Here is a 16,354-nt window from a genome sequence, read left to right as displayed (position 1 = left end):
GTCGCGAACCTGCCGATCCGCCTCTGGCCGGGCATGAAGATCGGGCAGCTGTGCATCTTCCGGCTGTCCTCGCCGTCCGAGCACCCCTACGGCTCGGCGGTGTACGGCTCGCGGTACCAGGGCCAGCGCGGCCCCACCCCGAGCCGCTCCTGGCAGAACTGGCGCACCTGGCCGACGCAGTAAATAAAAAAGGGTGGGCCCGAAGGCCCACCCTCTTTAAGCCACTCGGCCGTATCCGGATATCGGCTCGGAGTCGATCTTCTTCATCTGCACCGGTTGGCTGGGGTTGGGTGCGTGGACCATCCAGCCGTTGCCGACGTAGAGCCCGACGTGGTGCTTGTCGGGGTAGAAGAAGACGAGGTCACCGGCCTTGAGGTCGGCCCGCGAGACGCGCTTGGTGTCCTGGTACTGCCACATCGTGTAGTGCCGCAGGTACGTGACGCCGACCTGCTTCCAGGACCACATCGTCAGGCCCGAGCAGTCGAACGTGTTCGGTCCCTCGGTCGCCCACACGTACTTCTTGCCGATCTGCTGGCATCCGAACTGGGCGGCCCGGCTGCCGGGGCTCCCGTCGTACTGCTGCGGGCACGCGACCGGCTTGAGCGACCCGGTGCCGTTGCCGCTGCCGTAGGCCTGGAGGCGCATGTCCTGCAGGTTCTTGATGTCGGCGTTGATCTGGGTCTCCTGCTGATTGAGCGCGGCCTCCTGCTCGGCCTGCTTCGCGATCAGCTCGTCGAGGGGACCCTTCTGGGCGTCGTACTGCTGCTTGGCGACGAGAACGTCCTTGATCCGGTCCTGCTCGTCCTTGGCCACCATGTTGAGCATCGTCATCTGGTCGATGAACGTGTCCGGCGACCCCGTGGTGAGCATCGCGTCGAGCTTCGAGACGCGCCCGTTCTTGTACTGCATCACGGCGAACGCGCTCACCTTGTCAAAGGCGGCGTCGACCTGTGCCTTCAGCGGGGCGATCTGGTCCTCGAGCTGCTTCTGCTTGGTCTTGTTGGCGGCGAGCTCGAGCTTGAGCTGGTTGTGCTGCTCGATGACGGGCTCGATCGTGTTCCACTTCGCGTCGATCTGCTTCTCGATCTCGCCGGGCGTGGGGTCCGCGTGCGCGAGGCCGGTGACGCCGAGGGCGAGGGACAGACCGCCGAGGGTGGCGACGAGGAGCCGTGCCAGTCGGTTGGGCCGCCGCGTCCACCTCAGATGGGTCTCCACCGAGGAGATACTCCTTCTTCCATGGCCGCCTACCGGGTTAGCTGACGGGTTCGGGCGGGAAGGTCGCCCTACCGCAATCTCGCGGATTCACCCCGGTGGAACACGTGGGTCCCCGGCTCGAAAATCGACTCGGCGGTGCCGCCTGGCGCGCCCGTGGTGGGCGCGGACATCCAGTCGACGCGAATTCACGTTAAGCGCGCCGGGTTCCCATCGACAAGTGAGTGCGCGATTGTTGTCCGATTTGTCCAGAAGGTCAGGCAATTCGAGTGACGAACACATCATCGATTGCCCCCACGAACTGATCGTTGTTCGCGCTGGTCCCCTTGCCACCAATACAGAGCGGATCGTCGTTCACTATCGACAGTGACGACGGAATGGTGGCCCGCCCCGCTTCGGCCCCGTCGACAGACACCGTGAGCAGGGAGTTACTGCGCGAACACGCGATCCGGTGCCACCGCCCGTCGGCAACGGACCGTGCCGCGAGCGCCACGAAAATACTCGACGAACGAGTGCCGACAATCACACAACTGGGCCGCCCGGCCTCGCCGTCGACCTGCAGCTTGAACTGACTGTCACCGACCGAGAACCCCTTTTGGACAACATTGGCGCCCTTAGAAGTCTCATCCGGCTGAACCAGCACACTGGCACCATACGTAATGGGTCCGCGACCGGGATTGAGAAACCCGGCCGGACCACTCTGCAGGATCACCCGTGCACAACTCTCCGCACCGTAATGCTCACACCGAGGCGGAAAACGCACCGCAAGTCCGCCGTCGTGGGCCACGGTGGCGAGCTGCCCGCCCTCGGCCCGCCGCGACCGCAGCGCCAGCCGCCCGGAGGCGTCCGCGACCGGTTCGGCCAGGCCGTTGTCGAACGTGTACCGCACCGTGACGTCCCCGTGCGCCGACGCGCTGGCCGGCACGCTGGACGGCGCCGCCGCGCCCGGCGCGCTGCCCATGCCCGGCGCCTTCGCGGACGGCCCGACCAGCGGCTCGGCCGCACTCCGCCCCGCCGGCGCCGACGCCCACCGCACCGCAAGGCCGGCAACCACGACAAGACACGCAAGCAGGGCACACAGCAACAACCGACGGCGGCGGCGCATAACCGGACATGATGCCCCGAATCGCCACGCCGGCGCGGCCGTTTCGAGCGCCGTTCCCTCCGATGCGTTACAAGATTCATTGCTCCGGTCCGTCGGGGGCACGACCGTTGCTCCCGTCAGACACCGTTCGGCCCTGGCGGGCCTCTCTGCCACGTCCGCGTAGCGTCTTCGCCCATGCCCGACGACGAATGGCGCGAGGAGACCCGAGCTTCCTACAACACCGTCGCCAAGAGCTACGCCGAGTTCGTGACCGGCGCCTTGACCAGCGACCCGTACCTGGCCGCCACCCTGAACCTGTTCGCGGACCTGCTGCCGCCGGGCGCCCGGGTGGCCGACGTCGGCTGCGGCCCCGGCCACGTGACCGCCCACCTGGCGGAGTTGGGCGCGGACGCCTTCGGCATCGACCTGTCCCCGGCCATGATCGACCTGGCCCGCGAGACCTACCCCCAGCTCACATTCGAGGTAGGCGACATGACGAAGCTGACCCTGCCCCCGGTCGCCGGCATCCTGTCCTTCTGGTCGCTGATCCACATCCCCGACGAGTCGATCCCGCCAACCCTGGCCGGCTTCCACCGAGCCCTGAACCCGGGCGGCGTCCTGCTGCTCGGCTTCCACGCGGGCGACGGCACCCGCCTGAAGACCGAGGGCTACGGCGGCCACCCGATGCGAGTTCACGTCCACCGCCGCCAACCGGCCCGGATGACCGAGTGGCTGACGGAGGCCGGCTTCGCGGTGGAGACAACGCTGCTGCTGGACCAGCACACCAAGTCCCCGGGCGCGGCCATCTTCGCCCGCAAACCCTGAACGAGCGTGTCAACAAGAACCGCCCTAGGCCCGGCGCGGGAAGCCCATGGTGACGCGCTCCGGGCCACCCAGTCCGGCCGAGAGAGCGTCGGCGAGCGGCCAGGCCCCCGTGTTCCGCTGGGTCGCCACCTGCGCCAGGTCGTCCATGACGGTGATCCAGCGCCGGCCGTTCATCGCGACCGCCACCTGGTCCGCCGACCGCGAGCCGCTCGTGTCGCGCACCGCGGACTCGATCGGCCCGTGCGGCGGCTCGTACCCGTTGACGCGCTCCACGGCCGGCCCGAGCACCGCCAGGATCTCGCGCCACGTTTCGGCGGGCAGGGTGACCTGGTAGGTGTGGTACTCGTCGAGCCGCAGGTCCGCCCGCGCGACGGTGAACTCGCACCACCGCGACCAGCCAGCGGCCGCGACCTGCGGAGGCGTGGCGCGAACCCGCCAGCGGTACGACACACCGTGCTCGAGCGGCGCGACCCGCTCGAGTGGCAGCGCCGTGGTGTGCTCCGGCCAGTTGCCGTCGCCGCCGAGCTGCTCGCCCTCCTGCGGGATGGGGCCGTCGAGGCCCTGGAGCTGGAACGCGGTGTCGACATGCGGCACGCCGGGCGCGGCCGGAAGCGTCGCGGACAGCACCGGATAGACGGTCGGCACGACGGGCCGGTTCGCTCCGGTCGTACCGCCGCGGTCGTCGGACTGCAGTCCGACGGCGAGCACCACGCCGGCGTACACGGGGTCCTTCGGGTCCGCCGCCGGCGCGGCCGCCGCGCGATCGCGCTCCTCCTGCGGGTAGTCGCAGGTCTCCTTACCAGTGAGGACGTTGGCGATCCGGGCCTGACACTCGGCGAGCGTGATCCCGGCGGGCCGCCACGCCGCCTCGGCCGGGGACCCGTCGGTGGGCCGGACCGCGATGGCGGTACCGAGCGCCAGGACCAGGACGCCCGCCGCGCCGATGGCCATCCGGGTCAGCGTTCGTGACGCCTCGGACTCGATCGGCGCGGACGGGAGCACAGGGGTCGCGGCCGGCTGGGCGGGCACGTGTGCCCAGCCGGCGTAGTCGGGCGGCAGGTCCGGAACCGTCACGGCCCCGTCCATCGGCGCCGGCGCCACGAACCTGAGTACCGCGGCGTCAGAACATCAACCAGAACTGCTCCCAATCGCCCATCGCTGTGCGGTTGGCGATCAGCGGCTGGTTGCCGCCCGCCTCCGCGGTGACGTACTTGCCGTTGGCGCCCGCGAGCAGCGACTCCGAGGCCACGTTGTACCAAAACGGCAGGCGGTCGAGTTTGAAGCGCTCCCAGTCGCCGACGACGGTGCGGTTGGCGATCAGCGGCTGGTTGCCGCCCGCCTCCGCCGCGACGAAGCGGAAGTTGGCGTGCGAGAACAGCGCCAGCCAGCCATCGCCGGCGTCGATGACGTCGAAGGTCTCCCAGGAGCCGATCGCGTTGCGGTTGGCGATGAGCGGCTGAGGGCCGTGCGGGTCCGTCGTGACGTAGCGGTTGTTGACCGCGGCGCGCAGGACGGTGTTCGCGCTGTTCTGGTAGTTCGCCAGCTGGTAGAAGCGTTCCCAGGGGCCGAGCGCGGCGCGGTCGGCGGTGAGCGGGGCGGCGCCGTCGTTGCTGCTGAGGTACTTGCCGGTTCGCCGGGACCGCAGCGCGAAGGCGCCGTGGTCGATGGTCACCAGCTCGAACGCGTCGGCGACGGTGCCGTTGGCCGTCAGCCGTCCGGTGCCCGGGTCGACCGTCACGAACTTGCCGTTGGCGAGCGAGCGCAGGCCCACGTCGCCGCCGACGTCGACCAGGTCGAACCGCTCCCAGGTGCCGCCCACGCCGGGGCGGTTGGCGACGAGCGGCTGGTTGCCGCCGTTTTCCGCCGTGACGTACCGCATGTTGCTCGCCAGCAGCGAGATCGGCTTGATCTTCGGGAAGGCCGAGACCTGCCGGCTGGTGGTGCTGGTCGCCCCGTAGTTGTCGGTGATGGTGAGCGTCACGGTGTAGGTGCCGCCACGCTGGTACGAGTGGCCGCTGTTCGGCCCGTAGACGGTCTCGACGATGCCGTCGCCGAAGTCCCAGGTGTACTTGCCGAAGCCCCCGGTGCCGGGCAGCGAGGCCGACGTGTCGCTGTTGAAGCCGCCGAGTTCGACGACCGGCTTGACGGTGAAGCTCGCGACGGGCGCGACCGGCTCCACGGTGCCGACCGCGAGGCCGATCCCGAAGCCGCCTCCCCAGCCGACGAACGAGGACGCCACGGTGTCGGTGGCCGTGTCGATCTTTGCCACCGTCCCGTCGGTACCGGAGACATAGGCGCGCTTGCCGTCCGGCGTGACGACGACCGCGACCGGAGCGAAGCCGAGCGGAATGGTCGCGGCGACCGCGTTGGTGGTCGTGTCGATCACCGAGACGGTGCGGTCGGTCGCGTTGGTGACGTAGGCCCGCGCGCCGTCCGGGGTGGTGGCCACGTACAGCGGACCGCGACCCGCGGCGACGGTGGCGACCGCGTTCGTCGCGGTGTTGATGACCGAAACCGTGTTGCCGCCACGGTTGGCGACGTAGGCGTACCTGCCGTCCGGCGTGATGGCCACGCCGGCCGGGTTCTGGCCGGCGGTGACGACCCTGGTGAGCGTGTTGGTCGCGGCGTCCAGCACGTCCACTCCGTCGGCCGTCGTGACGTACAGGCGCCGGCCGTCCGGGGTCACGGCTACGTCCTCCGGGCCGCGGCCGACAAGGGCGGTGGCCACCACGGTGAGGGTCGTGAGGTCGATGACGGAGAGCGTGTTGGCGCCGTGGTTGGTGACGTAGGCGTGCCGGCGGTCCGCGGCGATCGCGACGCCGCGCGGGGCCGTGCCGACGGGGATCCGGCGCTGGATGGTGCCCCGGTTCGGGCTGAGGACGACTACCTCGTTGTGGTCGGAGTCGACGATGAGGGCGAGCCCGGCGTCGGGTGCGACGGCGACCTCGCCGGACGCGCTACCGGCCTCGGCCTCGTTGACGCGCTTACCGAGAGCCGGGTCGACGACGAATGTGGTGGGGCCGTTGGAGGCCGCGATGTAGAGGAGTTCGAGGGGGGTGGCCGCGACGGCGGGGTGAACGCCGGACAGCAGAACGAGGCCGGCGGCCACGAACGTTGTCGTCAGGCCGGCCACGATTCGAGTGCGCACGGCGCGCATTATGCGCGACAGATCGATCTTGCGCAGCCCCGCGAACTCCCCGGGACCGAAAGTTTCATCGCCGGGAGGCTGCCACTCGGTGCAACCCAGGAAAGCGCTTGCCCGACCGGCGGCCGAGGGCCAAAGATTGACAGCTCTAGATTCGATGCCCTGGGAGGACAGATGCGTACAGGGAGAATCATGCTCGTCGCCGCCGGTGTCGTGGCGGCGAGCGGGACGCCGGCGTTCGCGGCCACGACCGTCACCGTGGCCGCCGACGGCTCCGGCAACTACCGCACGGTCCAGGCCGCGATCGACGCCGCCCCCGCCAACAGCAGCAGCACCTACACGGTGAACATCAAGCCCGGCACGTACCGCGGCACGGTGAGCATCCCGTCCAACAAGCCGAACATCAGCCTGGTCGGCACCGGGTCCGCCGCCACCGCCGTGGTCATCGTCGAGGGGCACGCGGCCGGGCTCACCAAGGCGGACGGCAGCACCTACGGCACGGCCGGCAGCGCCACCGTCACCATCGCGGCCGCCAACACCACCGTGTCGAACCTGACCATGTCCAACGACTTCGACGAGGCCGCACACAACCTCAGCGCCGAGCAGGCGGTGGCGGTCAACACCTACGGCGACCGCGTGCAGTTCAGCAACGTGCGGATCCTCGGCAACCAGGACACGCTGCTCGTCAACACCTCAGGAACAGCAGTGCGCCGGCTGTACGTGCGCAACTCCTACGTCGAGGGCGACGTCGACTTCATCTTCGGCGCCGGCACGATGGTCTTCCAGAACGGCGAGGTCCGCTCGCTGACCCGCGGCTCGTCGTCGAACAACGGCTACATCACCGCCGCCGCGACGAACGTCAACAACAAGTACGGCTACCTGTTCTGGGGCACCCACCTGACCAGCAACGCGCCGGCCAAGACGGTCTACCTGGGCCGGCCCTGGCACCCGGGCGGCGACGTGAACGCGATCGCGCAGGTGCTGTACCGCGGCGTCATCATGGACGCCCACATCCGCGACGACCCGTGGACGGACATGTCCGGCTTCTCGTGGCGCAACGCGCGCTTCACGGAGTACAGCAGCACCGGAGCCGGCGCCGTGGTCAACAGCAACCGCCCGCAGATGAGCGCCTCGACCGCGGCCCAGTACACCCCGACCGCGTACCTCGCCGGATCCGACGGCTGGAATCCGATCCACTAGCAACGCCGAACCGCTGTCAACCCCGGGCAGGATGGTGGCGTGTCAGCAGTATGAACGACGTCAGGGCCGGTGAGGCCGGGTACGTCGCCTTCGTGGAGGCGGCCTGGCCCCGGTATCTCAGGGTCGCCCGCCTGCTCACCGGGGACCCGCACCGCGCCGAAGAGCTGCTGCAGGACTGCCTCGTCAAGCTGTACCCGCGCTGGCGGCGCGTAGCGCGAAAAGGCGACCCGCACGCGTACCTCCGCCGCATGCTCGTCAACGGAAACGTGAGCCTGTGGCGGCGCGCGCGGCGGGAGCGCCTGGTCGCCGAGCCGCCCGACGGCGCCGATCCGCGCGCCGCGCAAGGGGATCCCGATCGCGCCCTGCAGCGGGCCCTCGCCGTGTTGCCCAGGCAGCAGCGGGCCGTGGTCGTGCTGCGCTACTACGCCGACCTGTCCGAGAAGGACGTCGCCGCGGCGCTCGGGTGCGCGGTCGGGACCGTCAAGATCCACAATGCTCGAGCCATGGCCCGGCTGCGGGAACTGCTGCCGCAGGCGGAGTACCGGAGTGAAGGGGTGCGGCGATGACCATCGACACCGACGAACTGTCCGCCTCGCTGGCGCGGCTCGCCGATCGGGGACCGGTGGGGGAAGCGCCGGTCGGCGTGGTGCTGCGGCGGGCGCATCGGGCTCGCCGGAAGAACGCCGCCGCCGGGGTGCTCGCCGTGCTGGTTCTGGCCGGAGGGATCGCCTGGGCGGGCCAGGACCGGGGCCGACCGGACCTGAGCCTGGCCGCGGCCGTGAGCGCAACGACCGAGACCAGCTACAGGTTCACGATGACGGTCAAGATCGACGGCGGCCCCGAATCGACCTCGGACGGCGCCTTCGACCCGGCCGGCCCCACCGGCTACCTGCACGGAGCCGTCGGCACGCTCTACATGGACCAGCGCGTCGTCGACGGCGTCTGGTACACCGGCACCAAGCCCGAGGGCCAGGCGATGTTCTGGGTCAAGGAGACGCCCGGGTTCACCGGCTTCGCGCTGCACCAGGGCGCCGAGCTGACAAGCGACCCGGGCGCGCTGCTCAAGTCGTTCAGCACCCTCGGCACGGTCACCCACAGCGGGCGCGGCGGCTCCGTGGACACGCACTCGTTCGAGTTCCGGCAGCCGGGAGACATCGAGCCGACGACCGGAACGATCGAGGTCGGCGTGCGGTCCGGCAAGGTCGAGAAGGTCACCTGGCGGACGCGGGGGGACGACTCGCCCAACTACAAGCCCTGGTACACCGTCACCGTCGTCTTCTCCGACTACGGCACCAGGGTCAAGGTCGACCGGCCGATGTGAGCAGGGGCGCCCGCGGTGCGGGCGCCCCGTTCCGTTCACAGTCCGCTGAACTGCTCCCAGCTCGCGGGCTGGGTGCGGTTGGCGATCAGCGCGGACTTGCCGCCGCTCTCCGCCGTCACAAAGCGGTTGTTCGCGTAGGCCCGCACTGTGATGGTGCTGTTCCAGCCGTACTCCACGTAGAACTTCTCCCACGGGCCGACCGCGGTGCGGTTGGCGACCAGCGGGGCGTTGCCACCGTTCTCCGCGACGACGAAGCGCTGGTTGGCGTGGGAGAACAGGGCGATGTACCCGTCCCCGGCCTCGATCTCGTCGAAGGTCTCCCACAGGCCGGGCGCGTCGCGGTTGGCGATCAGCGGAGACTTCCCGCCGTTCTCCGCCGTCACGTACTTGTAGTTGGTCATCGAGATGAACTGCCGATCCGTCGACCTCGTCGCGTAGAACTGCTCCCATGGGCCGATGGCGGCGCGGTCCGCGGTAAGCGGGCCGGAGCCGTTGTTGCCGCTGACGTACCGGTTGTTGGACACCGACAGCAGGCTGAACTTCCCGTCCCCGCCCGTGATGACCTTGAACCGGGACGCGTCGGCGATCGCCGCGGCGTTCGCGGTCAGCTTGCCGGCCGCGTCGACGGTGAGGTACTTGCCGTTGACCGTGGCCCGGAACACCACCGCGCCGCCGCCCACGTCGACCTGCGCGAGCGCCTCCCACGGACCGGCCGTCGTCCGGTTGCCGACCAGCGGCTGCGCGCCGGCGCCCTCGGCCGAGACGTACCGCAGGTTGCTGGCCGACAGCATCGCGAACCAGCGGGTCACGGGCTGCAGCGTGATCTGCTGGCTCGTGGTCGCCTTCATCCCCAGCTCGTCGGTCACCGTCAGGGTCACGGTGTAGGTCCCGCCGTGCGCGTACTCGTGGAAGTTCGGCGCGTTGATGCCGGTGTTGCCGTCGCCCCAGTCGATGCTCTGGCCGATGTAGATGCCGAAGCCGTGCTTCGAACCCGAGGTGTCCCAGAAGACGCGGTTCGACTCCGGCTGCGTCGTGAGCACGAGGCTCGCGGTCGGCGGGGCCGGGTGGACGGTCGCGATCGCGAGGCCGACCGGGTTGAAGCCGAGGTCGTCCTCGGTCGCCTTGGCGGTGTTGGTGGCCGTGTCGATCACGACCAGGTTGTGGTCGTTGCCGGTGACGATGGCGCGGGTCCCGTCGGGCGTGATGGCAACCGATTTCGGGGCGCCGAACCCGGTGACCGTCTCGGTGACCGTGTTCGTCGCCGTCGAGATCACCCGCACGGTCCGGTCGCCGGGCACATACGCCCGGGTGCCGTCCGGCGTGATGGCGATGTCGCGGGCGCCGTCGTTCGTCGGGATGGTCGCGGTCACCGTGTTCGTCTCGGTGTCGATCGCCGACACCGAGCCGGTGCCGGCCGAGTTGGCCACGTAGACCCGGCGGCCGTCGGGCGTCACCGCGATGTGCTGCGGCTGCCCGGGAACGGAGACGGTCGCGGTGACCGTGTTCGACGCGGTGTCGACGACCTTCAGCGAGGCGCCGGATTCGTCGGCGACGTAGGCCCGGCGGCCGTCCGGGGAGACGGCCACGTCGGACGGTTGGGAGCCGACCTGGACAGTCGCGACGACCGCGTTGGTGCGCGCGTCGATCACCGACAGTTTCGTGGTGCTGGTGACATAGACGCGGGCGCCGTCCGGTGAGACCGCGATGCTCATCGGCCCCGGGCCGACCTCGACGTTGGCGGTGGTCGTGCTGGTCGCGGTGTCCACCACGGCGACGGTGCTGCCGCTGAAGCCGGCGATGTAGGCCCGCGCACCGTCGGGGCTGACGGTCACGCCGGTCGGCTTCGCGCCGACGCCGTCGAGGTAGGTGAGGAACTCGTAGGTGTTCGCGTCGAGGGCGACCAGGTAGCCGTCGTCCGGGTCTGTTGCGTAGATGACCTGCCGGGTCGCCGCCGCCGCGGCGGCCGGGCTCGCGATGGCGATGAGGGTGGTCGCACCGACCGCAAGCGCGGTGATCCCGGCTAAGAGAGGTTTGTGCACGGACGGATTATGGCCGCGCGTTCCGTTCGGCGCTGCCCCGTTTCAGGCGGGCTGGGGCTCGCTCACGACCGGCTCGCCGACCACGGCCGTGAGCACGTCGTCGAGCGTCACCACGCCGAGCGGGGTCCGGCCGTCGCTGACCAGGACGATGTGCTGGCGCTCGCGGCGCATGGCCAGCAGGAGCTCGGCCAGCGTCCGGGTCGGCGGGACGATCCCCAGCGGGCGGATCAGGTCGGCGGGGATCGGCGCGCGGCGCTGCGGGCCGACGAAGCCCAGCACGTCCTTCACGTGGACGAAGCCCAGCACGCGGCGGCTGGCCCGCTCGACCACGGGGAAGCGCGAGCGGTTGGTGCGGGTGGCCAGGACCTCCAGCGAGGCCGGGGAGACGTCCTCGGCGATCGTGGTGATCTCGGACCAGGGGCGCAGGGCGTCGCGGGCCGTGCGCCGGGACAGGGCCAGGGCGCCGGTGATGCGGGCGTGTTCCTCGGGGGCCAGCAGGCCCTCCGTGGTCGCTTGGGCGGCCAGGCCGGCCAGCTCCTCGGCCGTGAACACCGTCTTCACCGAGCCCGTGGCCTCGATGCGCCACAGCGACAGGATCGTGCGCGACGCCCACTTCATGGCGACGAGGACGGGCTTGGTGGCCATGCAGAAGGCGTACATCGGCGGGCCGAGCCACAGCACCGCGCGCTCGGGCGAGGCCAGGGTCAGGTTCTTCGGCACCATCTCGCCGACCACGGTGTGCGCGAACACCACGGCCGCGAGGGCGATCGCGAAGGCGACCGGGTGCACCAGCTTCTCGGGCAGGTGGATGGCCTCGAACGGGCCCTGCAGGCCGTGGGCCAGCGCGGGCTCGGCCAGGGCGCCGAGACCCAGGGTGCAGATCGTGACGCCGAGCTGGGCGCCGGCGATCATCAGCGGGATCTCGTTCATGGCGCGCATGGCCGTGCGGGCGCGGCGCGACGTGGCCGCCATCGGCTCGATGACGGTGCGGCGGGAGGCGATGAGCGAGAACTCGCCGGCGACGAAGAAGCCGTTGCCGAGCAGCAGCAGGACGGTGACGACCAGCTCAATCATCTTCGGCCACCTCCGGACGCACCACGCGGACCTGCTCGATGCGGCGGCGGTCGACCTCGACCACGGTGAACTCCCAGCCGTCCTCGTTCCAGGTCTCGCCGACGGCCGGGATGTGGCCCAGCCGCGCCATCAGGAAGCCCGCAAGCGTCTCGTACGGCCCCGGCGGCACGTGGAACCCGGTGAGCTCGGCCAGCTCGTCCTCGCGGAGCACCCCGTCGACGAGGACGGTGCGCTCGGCGCCGGGGGCGGTCAGGTCGGGCATGCCGTGCACGGTGGCCGGCTCCTCCTGGACGTCGTGCTCGTCGGCGATCTCCCCGACCAGCTCCTCGACGAGGTCCTCGACGGTCACGACGCCGTCGGTCCCGCCGTACTCATCCACGACGATCGCCACATCGGAGTTGCCCTTGCGCAGCGCCGCGAGGACGCCGTCGAGATCGAGGCTCTCCGGCACGAACAGCGGCTCCCGGGCGACCGCGCTGACCCGGGTGGTGGGGCGGCGCACGGGCGGCACGCCGAGCGCGTCGGTGACCGTGACGACCCCGGTGACCTGGTCGAGGGTCTGCTCGTAGATCGGGAAGCGGCTGTAGCCGGTCTGCACCGAGGTGGCCAGCAGGTCGGCGACGGTGGCGTCGGCGCGCAGCGAGACCACGTCGACCCGCGGGGTCATCGCCTCCGCGGCGCGCTTGTCGCCGAAGCGGATCGTGCGCTGCAGCAGCACCGCGGTCTCCTTCGGCAGCGCGCCGGCCTGGGCGGAGATCGCGGCGAGCAGGCCGAGCTCCTCCGGTGAGCGGGCGCTGGCCAGCTCCTCCTGGGGCTCGACGCCGAAGCGGCGCACGACCCAGTTGGCGGTGCCGTTGAGCAGGGTGATCAGCCACGAGAAGAACTTGGAGAAGCCGCGCTGCGGCCCGGCCGTCGCCAGCGCCAGCGGCATGGGCTTGGCCAGGGCGGCGTTCTTGGGGACGAGCTCGCCGAAGAGCATGGAGAGCAGGGTGGCGACGATCAGGCCGCAGACGTGCGCGGCGGTGTCGGTCACCGAGCCGAAGATCGGGTGGAGCACGGGCTCGAACAGATGGGAGATCGCGGGCTCGGCGAGGTAGCCGGTGAGCAGACCCGCGAGAGTGATCCCGAGCTGTGCGCCGGAGAGCTGGAACGACAGCTCGCGCAGGGCCAGGCGGACGGTGCGGGCCTTGCGATCGCCCGCGTTGGCCCGCTGCTCGATCTCCGCGCGGTCCACGGTGACGAGCGAGAACTCGGCGGCGACGAAGCCCGCGTTCGCGGCAGTGAGCAGCGCGAACGCCAGCAGAGGCAACAGTGTGGTCAACACGCTCGCGCGACGATCCCTTCAGGAGTGCCCCGATTGTTCCACGTGAACCCAAGCACTGCCGAGGGCGCCCACGGGTCCGTGTCAAACGAGCCACTTGAAGATCGAGATACGTAGATCACCTTCCCTCTTTCGAGGGCTTTGCCACGCGCTGAACAGCACCGATGCTGATGCCAGCGGGGGTCTGGGCAAGCATCGAGGGGGACTTTGATGAGTGCGGCGTTGATCGGCGCCTGTGTTGCGCTCGCGGCCGGCATCGCGGTGGGCAACGCGGCCGCGAAGACGAAGCGGGCACGGCTGGACTACGTGCGGACGAAGGCGCTCGTTCCCGGGGCCCGCAAGGCGGCGCTCGCCGAGGGGCTCAAGGGACTGCGCGTCGTGGCCACGGCGGCCGCGGTGCTCATCGCGCTGGGTCTGGCCATGAACGTGATCGGCCAGCGCTGATGCGGTCTTGCCACCACGGACGCCGGGATTCCTGACGGGAGCAACGGTCGTGCCCCCGACGGACCGGAGCCATGGCTTATTGCTTTTGAACCGCCTTGAGCAGCACGGACGCCACGTCGACGACCTCGATCTCCTCCGGCGCGGCCCCGGCGGCCTTCTTGCCGGTGACGCCGTCGCCGAGCATGGTCAGGCAGAACGGGCAGGCCACCGCGACGGTCTTGGCGCCGGTCGACAGCGCCTCCTCGACCCGCTCCACGTTGATCCGCTTGCCGATCCGCTCCTCCATCCACATGCGCGCGCCGCCGGCGCCGCAACAGAACGAGCGCTCGGCGAACCGGTCCATCTCGACCAGGCCCTTGTTGTCGTCCGCCGGGCCGGCGACGGCGCCGAGCACCTCGCGCGGCGGGGCGAAGACGCGGTTGTGCCGGCCGAGGTAGCACGGGTCGTGGTAGGTGACCGCGCCGTCCAGCGGCTGCACCGGCGTGAGCTTGCCGGCCGCGACGAGCTGGGCGAGCAGCTGCGTGTGGTGGATGACCTCGTAGTCGCCGCCGAGCTGGCCGTATTCGTTGGACAGCGTGTTGAAGCAGTGCGGGCAGGTCGCCACGATCTTCTTCACGCCGGCCTCGTTGAGGGTCTCGACGTTCTGCTGGGCGAGCATCTGGAAGACGAACTCGTTGCCGATGCGGCGGGCCGGGTCGCCGGTGCAGGTCTCGCCCTGGCCGAGGATGGCGAACTTGACGCCGGCCTCGTGCAGCAGGGTGGCCACGGCCCGCGTGGTCTTCTTGGCCCGGTCCTCGAAGGCGCCCGCGCAGCCGACCCAGAACAGGTACTCGTAGTCGCCCTCGTTCAGCTCGGCGACGTTGGGGACCTCGAAGCCCAGCCCCTTCGTCCAGTCGTCGCGGGTGGACTGGGCCGCGCCCCAGGGGTTGCCCTTGTTCTCGAGGTTGCGCAGCATGACGCCGGCCTCGGTCGGGAAGTTCGACTCGATGAGCACCTGGTAGCGGCGCATGTCGACGATGTGGTCCACGTGCTCGATGTCCACCGGGCACTGCTCGACGCACGCGCCGCACGTGGTGCACGACCACAGCACGTCCGGGTCGATGATGCCGTTCTCCTCGGCGGTGCCGATCAGCGGGCGCGCCTGCTCCGCCAGCGCGAGCGCGTTGACCTGGGAGTGGTCGTCGCCGGCGAGCAGGTAGGGCGCCTTGGCGTACGCGTGGTCGCGCAGGTTGAGGATCAGCAGCTTCGGCGAGAGCGGCTTGCCGGTGTTCCAGGCCGGGCACTGCGACTGGCACCGCCCGCACTCGGTGCAGGTGGTGAAGTCGAGCATGCCCTTCCAGCTGAACTGCTCGACGGTCGCGACGCCGAACTGGTCCTTCTCCGGGTCGGCCTCCTCGAAGTCCAGCGGCTTGCCCTCGCTGGTCATCGGGCGCAGCGCGCCGAGGCCGGAGCCCTTCCGGCCCGGGGCGCGCTTGAAGAAGATGTTGAAGAAGGCGAGGAAGCGGTGCCAGGCCACGCCCATGGTCACGTTGCTGGCGATGACGATGACCCAGGCCATCGAGATGATGATCTTCACCATGGCGATCAGGCTCACCGCGGCCGGCCAGGCGGGCAGGACCGATCCGAGCGCGTGGCTGACGGGCGCGGCCCAGGTCGGCCACTCGAGCTCGTCGTTGGCGGCCTTGAAGCCGCGGATGAAGAAGCCGCAGAGCAGAACGCCGAGGATCGTGTACTCGACGTAGTACGCCTGCCACATGGTCGAGCCGGTGAAGCGGGACCGCCGGTTGGGGTTGCCCGGCAGGTTGCGCAGCCGGATGCCCATCAGCACCAGAATGCCGATGAACCCGAAGACGCCGATCCACTCGGTGACCAGGCCGTAGATGTTCCAGGCGCCGATCAGCGGCAGGCCCAGGCCGGGCTTGACGACCTCGAAGTAGGCCTCGATCACCAGCAGCGAGAGCGCGATGAACGCGATCATCACGAACCAGTGCGCGGCGCCGACGACGGTCCAGCGCAGCATGCGCGTGTGGCCGAGCGTCTCGGCGAGCATGTTGCGCAGCCGCAGGCCCTTGTCGCCGCTGCGGGTCGGGTCAGGCTGACCGAGCCGGATGACGGCGAGCATGCGCCGGACGGTCCGCACGACAAGGATCGCCGCGACGATGGTGATCGCCGCGGCGACACAGGTCGTCACGATCTGCACTGCACCCATGCCGAAGCCTCCCACGATCCGGGCCGAAGATCTTCAAGAAGGACCTTAGCCCCTCGTGTTACCAATCGGTAACGTGAAGTTTGTCGCAGCGGCCCGGAAACGCGAGAAGATCAGCAGGTCAACGCCACTTTGAGAAGACCGCGAGCGACGCGACGAGGAAGCCGAAACCGATGGCCAGGTTCCAGTACTTCAGATCGGCGAGCGTCGACAGCCAGTTGACGTCGAAGAACCCTTGCGTCAGGTAGTAGGACACCAGCCAGGCGATGCCGATCACCACGAACGCGACGGCGAGCGCGGGCACCCACACCGGGCTCGGACGGCGCTTGGCGGCCACAGTCTCCTGCGGTCGCAGCTCCGCCGGAGCGGTGTAGACCTTCTTCTTACGAACTGTCGACTTCGGCACGGCGCTCTCCTGGAGGGGTCGTCTGGCCAACACTATCCACGTGACGCCGCCACCTCCGCCAGCGTCGGCCTGAATAA

General features: G+C 69.9%; 15 protein-coding genes and 1 riboswitch. Of the genes, 6 read left to right on the top strand and 9 right to left on the bottom strand.

Going from position 1 to position 16,354, the window contains the following annotated elements:
• On the top strand, positions 1-183 hold a 183-nt coding region (locus tag ABT369_RS45690; RefSeq protein WP_502891909.1), incomplete at its 5' end, for a dCTP deaminase.
• 33 nt (positions 184-216) lie between these two features.
• On the opposite strand, the gene ABT369_RS45685 is transcribed toward ABT369_RS45690, so the two are convergent.
• Together ABT369_RS45685 and ABT369_RS45680 are read right to left on the bottom strand one after the other, a co-directional pair.
• Positions 217-1,215, bottom strand: coding sequence for a C40 family peptidase (locus ABT369_RS45685; RefSeq protein ID WP_350622718.1), 999 nt, complete (start codon positions 1,213-1,215; stop codon positions 217-219).
• Positions 1,216-1,226: 11 nt separating this feature from the next.
• A riboswitch (cyclic di-AMP (ydaO/yuaA leader) is annotated at positions 1,227-1,360 on the bottom strand.
• 108 nt (positions 1,361-1,468) lie between these two features.
• Positions 1,469-2,173 carry a LamG-like jellyroll fold domain-containing protein gene (locus ABT369_RS45680; RefSeq protein ID WP_350622716.1) on the bottom strand — a complete coding sequence of 235 codons (705 nt, stop codon included), beginning with the start codon at positions 2,171-2,173 and terminating at the stop codon, positions 1,469-1,471.
• A 318-nt stretch (positions 2,174-2,491) separates the two neighbouring features.
• Between ABT369_RS45680 and ABT369_RS45675 the strand changes: the two genes are divergently transcribed.
• Positions 2,492-3,121, top strand: a complete 630-nt coding sequence (locus ABT369_RS45675) for a class I SAM-dependent methyltransferase (RefSeq protein ID WP_350622714.1) — start codon at positions 2,492-2,494, stop codon at positions 3,119-3,121.
• A 24-nt stretch (positions 3,122-3,145) separates the two neighbouring features.
• On the opposite strand, the gene ABT369_RS45670 is transcribed toward ABT369_RS45675, so the two are convergent.
• Both ABT369_RS45670 and ABT369_RS45665 read right to left on the bottom strand, forming a co-directional pair.
• Positions 3,146-4,195 (bottom strand): hypothetical protein, encoded by a 1,050-nt coding sequence (locus ABT369_RS45670; protein WP_350622712.1) that lies wholly within the window; start codon positions 4,193-4,195, stop codon positions 3,146-3,148.
• Positions 4,196-4,241: 46 nt separating this feature from the next.
• Entirely contained in the window at positions 4,242-6,269 is a 2,028-nt protein-coding gene (locus tag ABT369_RS45665) for a YVTN family beta-propeller repeat protein (protein ID WP_350622710.1), read from the bottom strand.
• Positions 6,270-6,440: 171 nt separating this feature from the next.
• Between ABT369_RS45665 and ABT369_RS45660 the strand changes: the two genes are divergently transcribed.
• From ABT369_RS45660 to ABT369_RS45650, 3 genes are read left to right on the top strand one after another with little or no spacing between them, the layout of a single operon-like run.
• Complete coding sequence (locus ABT369_RS45660; protein ID WP_350622708.1) at positions 6,441-7,466, top strand: pectinesterase family protein; 1,026 nt, start codon at positions 6,441-6,443, stop codon at positions 7,464-7,466.
• Between the two features lie 50 nt (positions 7,467-7,516).
• Positions 7,517-8,032: a SigE family RNA polymerase sigma factor gene (locus ABT369_RS45655; RefSeq protein WP_350622706.1), complete on the top strand. Its 516-nt coding sequence runs from the start codon at positions 7,517-7,519 to the stop codon at positions 8,030-8,032.
• The gene (locus ABT369_RS45650) at positions 8,029-8,787 is read left to right on the top strand and encodes a hypothetical protein (RefSeq protein ID WP_350622704.1); all 759 of its coding nucleotides are present in this window, start codon (positions 8,029-8,031) and stop codon (positions 8,785-8,787) included. The genes ABT369_RS45655 and ABT369_RS45650 overlap by 4 nt, the downstream gene beginning before the upstream one ends.
• A gap of 35 nt (positions 8,788-8,822) precedes the next feature.
• On the opposite strand, the gene ABT369_RS45645 is transcribed toward ABT369_RS45650, so the two are convergent.
• From ABT369_RS45645 to ABT369_RS45635, 3 genes are read right to left on the bottom strand one after another with little or no spacing between them, the layout of a single operon-like run.
• The gene (locus ABT369_RS45645; protein ID WP_350622702.1) at positions 8,823-10,826 is read right to left on the bottom strand and encodes a beta-propeller fold lactonase family protein; all 2,004 of its coding nucleotides are present in this window, start codon (positions 10,824-10,826) and stop codon (positions 8,823-8,825) included.
• Positions 10,827-10,868: 42 nt separating this feature from the next.
• Positions 10,869-11,900, bottom strand: coding sequence for a hemolysin family protein (locus tag ABT369_RS45640; protein WP_350622700.1), 1,032 nt, complete (start codon positions 11,898-11,900; stop codon positions 10,869-10,871).
• The gene (locus ABT369_RS45635; RefSeq protein WP_350622746.1) at positions 11,893-13,221 is read right to left on the bottom strand and encodes a hemolysin family protein; all 1,329 of its coding nucleotides are present in this window, start codon (positions 13,219-13,221) and stop codon (positions 11,893-11,895) included. The genes ABT369_RS45640 and ABT369_RS45635 overlap by 8 nt, the downstream gene beginning before the upstream one ends.
• A gap of 210 nt (positions 13,222-13,431) precedes the next feature.
• Between ABT369_RS45635 and ABT369_RS45630 the strand changes: the two genes are divergently transcribed.
• On the top strand, positions 13,432-13,665 hold the full coding sequence (locus tag ABT369_RS45630) for a hypothetical protein (RefSeq protein ID WP_350622698.1): 234 nt from the start codon (positions 13,432-13,434) through the stop codon (positions 13,663-13,665).
• Positions 13,666-13,741: 76 nt separating this feature from the next.
• On the opposite strand, the gene ABT369_RS45625 is transcribed toward ABT369_RS45630, so the two are convergent.
• Together ABT369_RS45625 and ABT369_RS45620 are read right to left on the bottom strand one after the other, a co-directional pair.
• The gene (locus ABT369_RS45625; RefSeq protein WP_350622696.1) at positions 13,742-15,874 is read right to left on the bottom strand and encodes a (Fe-S)-binding protein; all 2,133 of its coding nucleotides are present in this window, start codon (positions 15,872-15,874) and stop codon (positions 13,742-13,744) included.
• A 118-nt stretch (positions 15,875-15,992) separates the two neighbouring features.
• Positions 15,993-16,277, bottom strand: coding sequence for a cell division protein CrgA (locus tag ABT369_RS45620; RefSeq protein ID WP_350622694.1), 285 nt, complete (start codon positions 16,275-16,277; stop codon positions 15,993-15,995).
• Between the last annotated feature and the right edge of the window lie 77 nt (positions 16,278-16,354).

This window comes from Dactylosporangium sp. NPDC000244, assembly GCF_040300725.1.
Classification (GTDB): domain Bacteria; phylum Actinomycetota; class Actinomycetes; order Mycobacteriales; family Micromonosporaceae; genus Dactylosporangium.
This window is presented reverse-complemented; position numbering and strand designations above follow the sequence as displayed.

Coding starts and splice junctions, on each gene's coding strand:
- ABT369_RS45680 (WP_350622716.1), bottom strand. CDS start 2,173: ATGGGCAGCGCGCCGGGCGCGGCGGCGCCGTCCAGCGTGCCGGCCAGC.
- ABT369_RS45660 (WP_350622708.1), top strand. CDS start 6,441: ATGCGTACAGGGAGAATCATGCTCGTCGCCGCCGGTGTCGTGGCGGCG.
- ABT369_RS45625 (WP_350622696.1), bottom strand. CDS start 15,874: ATGGGTGCAGTGCAGATCGTGACGACCTGTGTCGCCGCGGCGATCACC.
- ABT369_RS45640 (WP_350622700.1), bottom strand. CDS start 11,900: ATGATTGAGCTGGTCGTCACCGTCCTGCTGCTGCTCGGCAACGGCTTC.
- ABT369_RS45675 (WP_350622714.1), top strand. CDS start 2,492: ATGCCCGACGACGAATGGCGCGAGGAGACCCGAGCTTCCTACAACACC.
- ABT369_RS45655 (WP_350622706.1), top strand. CDS start 7,517: ATGAACGACGTCAGGGCCGGTGAGGCCGGGTACGTCGCCTTCGTGGAG.
- ABT369_RS45650 (WP_350622704.1), top strand. CDS start 8,029: ATGACCATCGACACCGACGAACTGTCCGCCTCGCTGGCGCGGCTCGCC.
- ABT369_RS45630 (WP_350622698.1), top strand. CDS start 13,432: ATGAGTGCGGCGTTGATCGGCGCCTGTGTTGCGCTCGCGGCCGGCATC.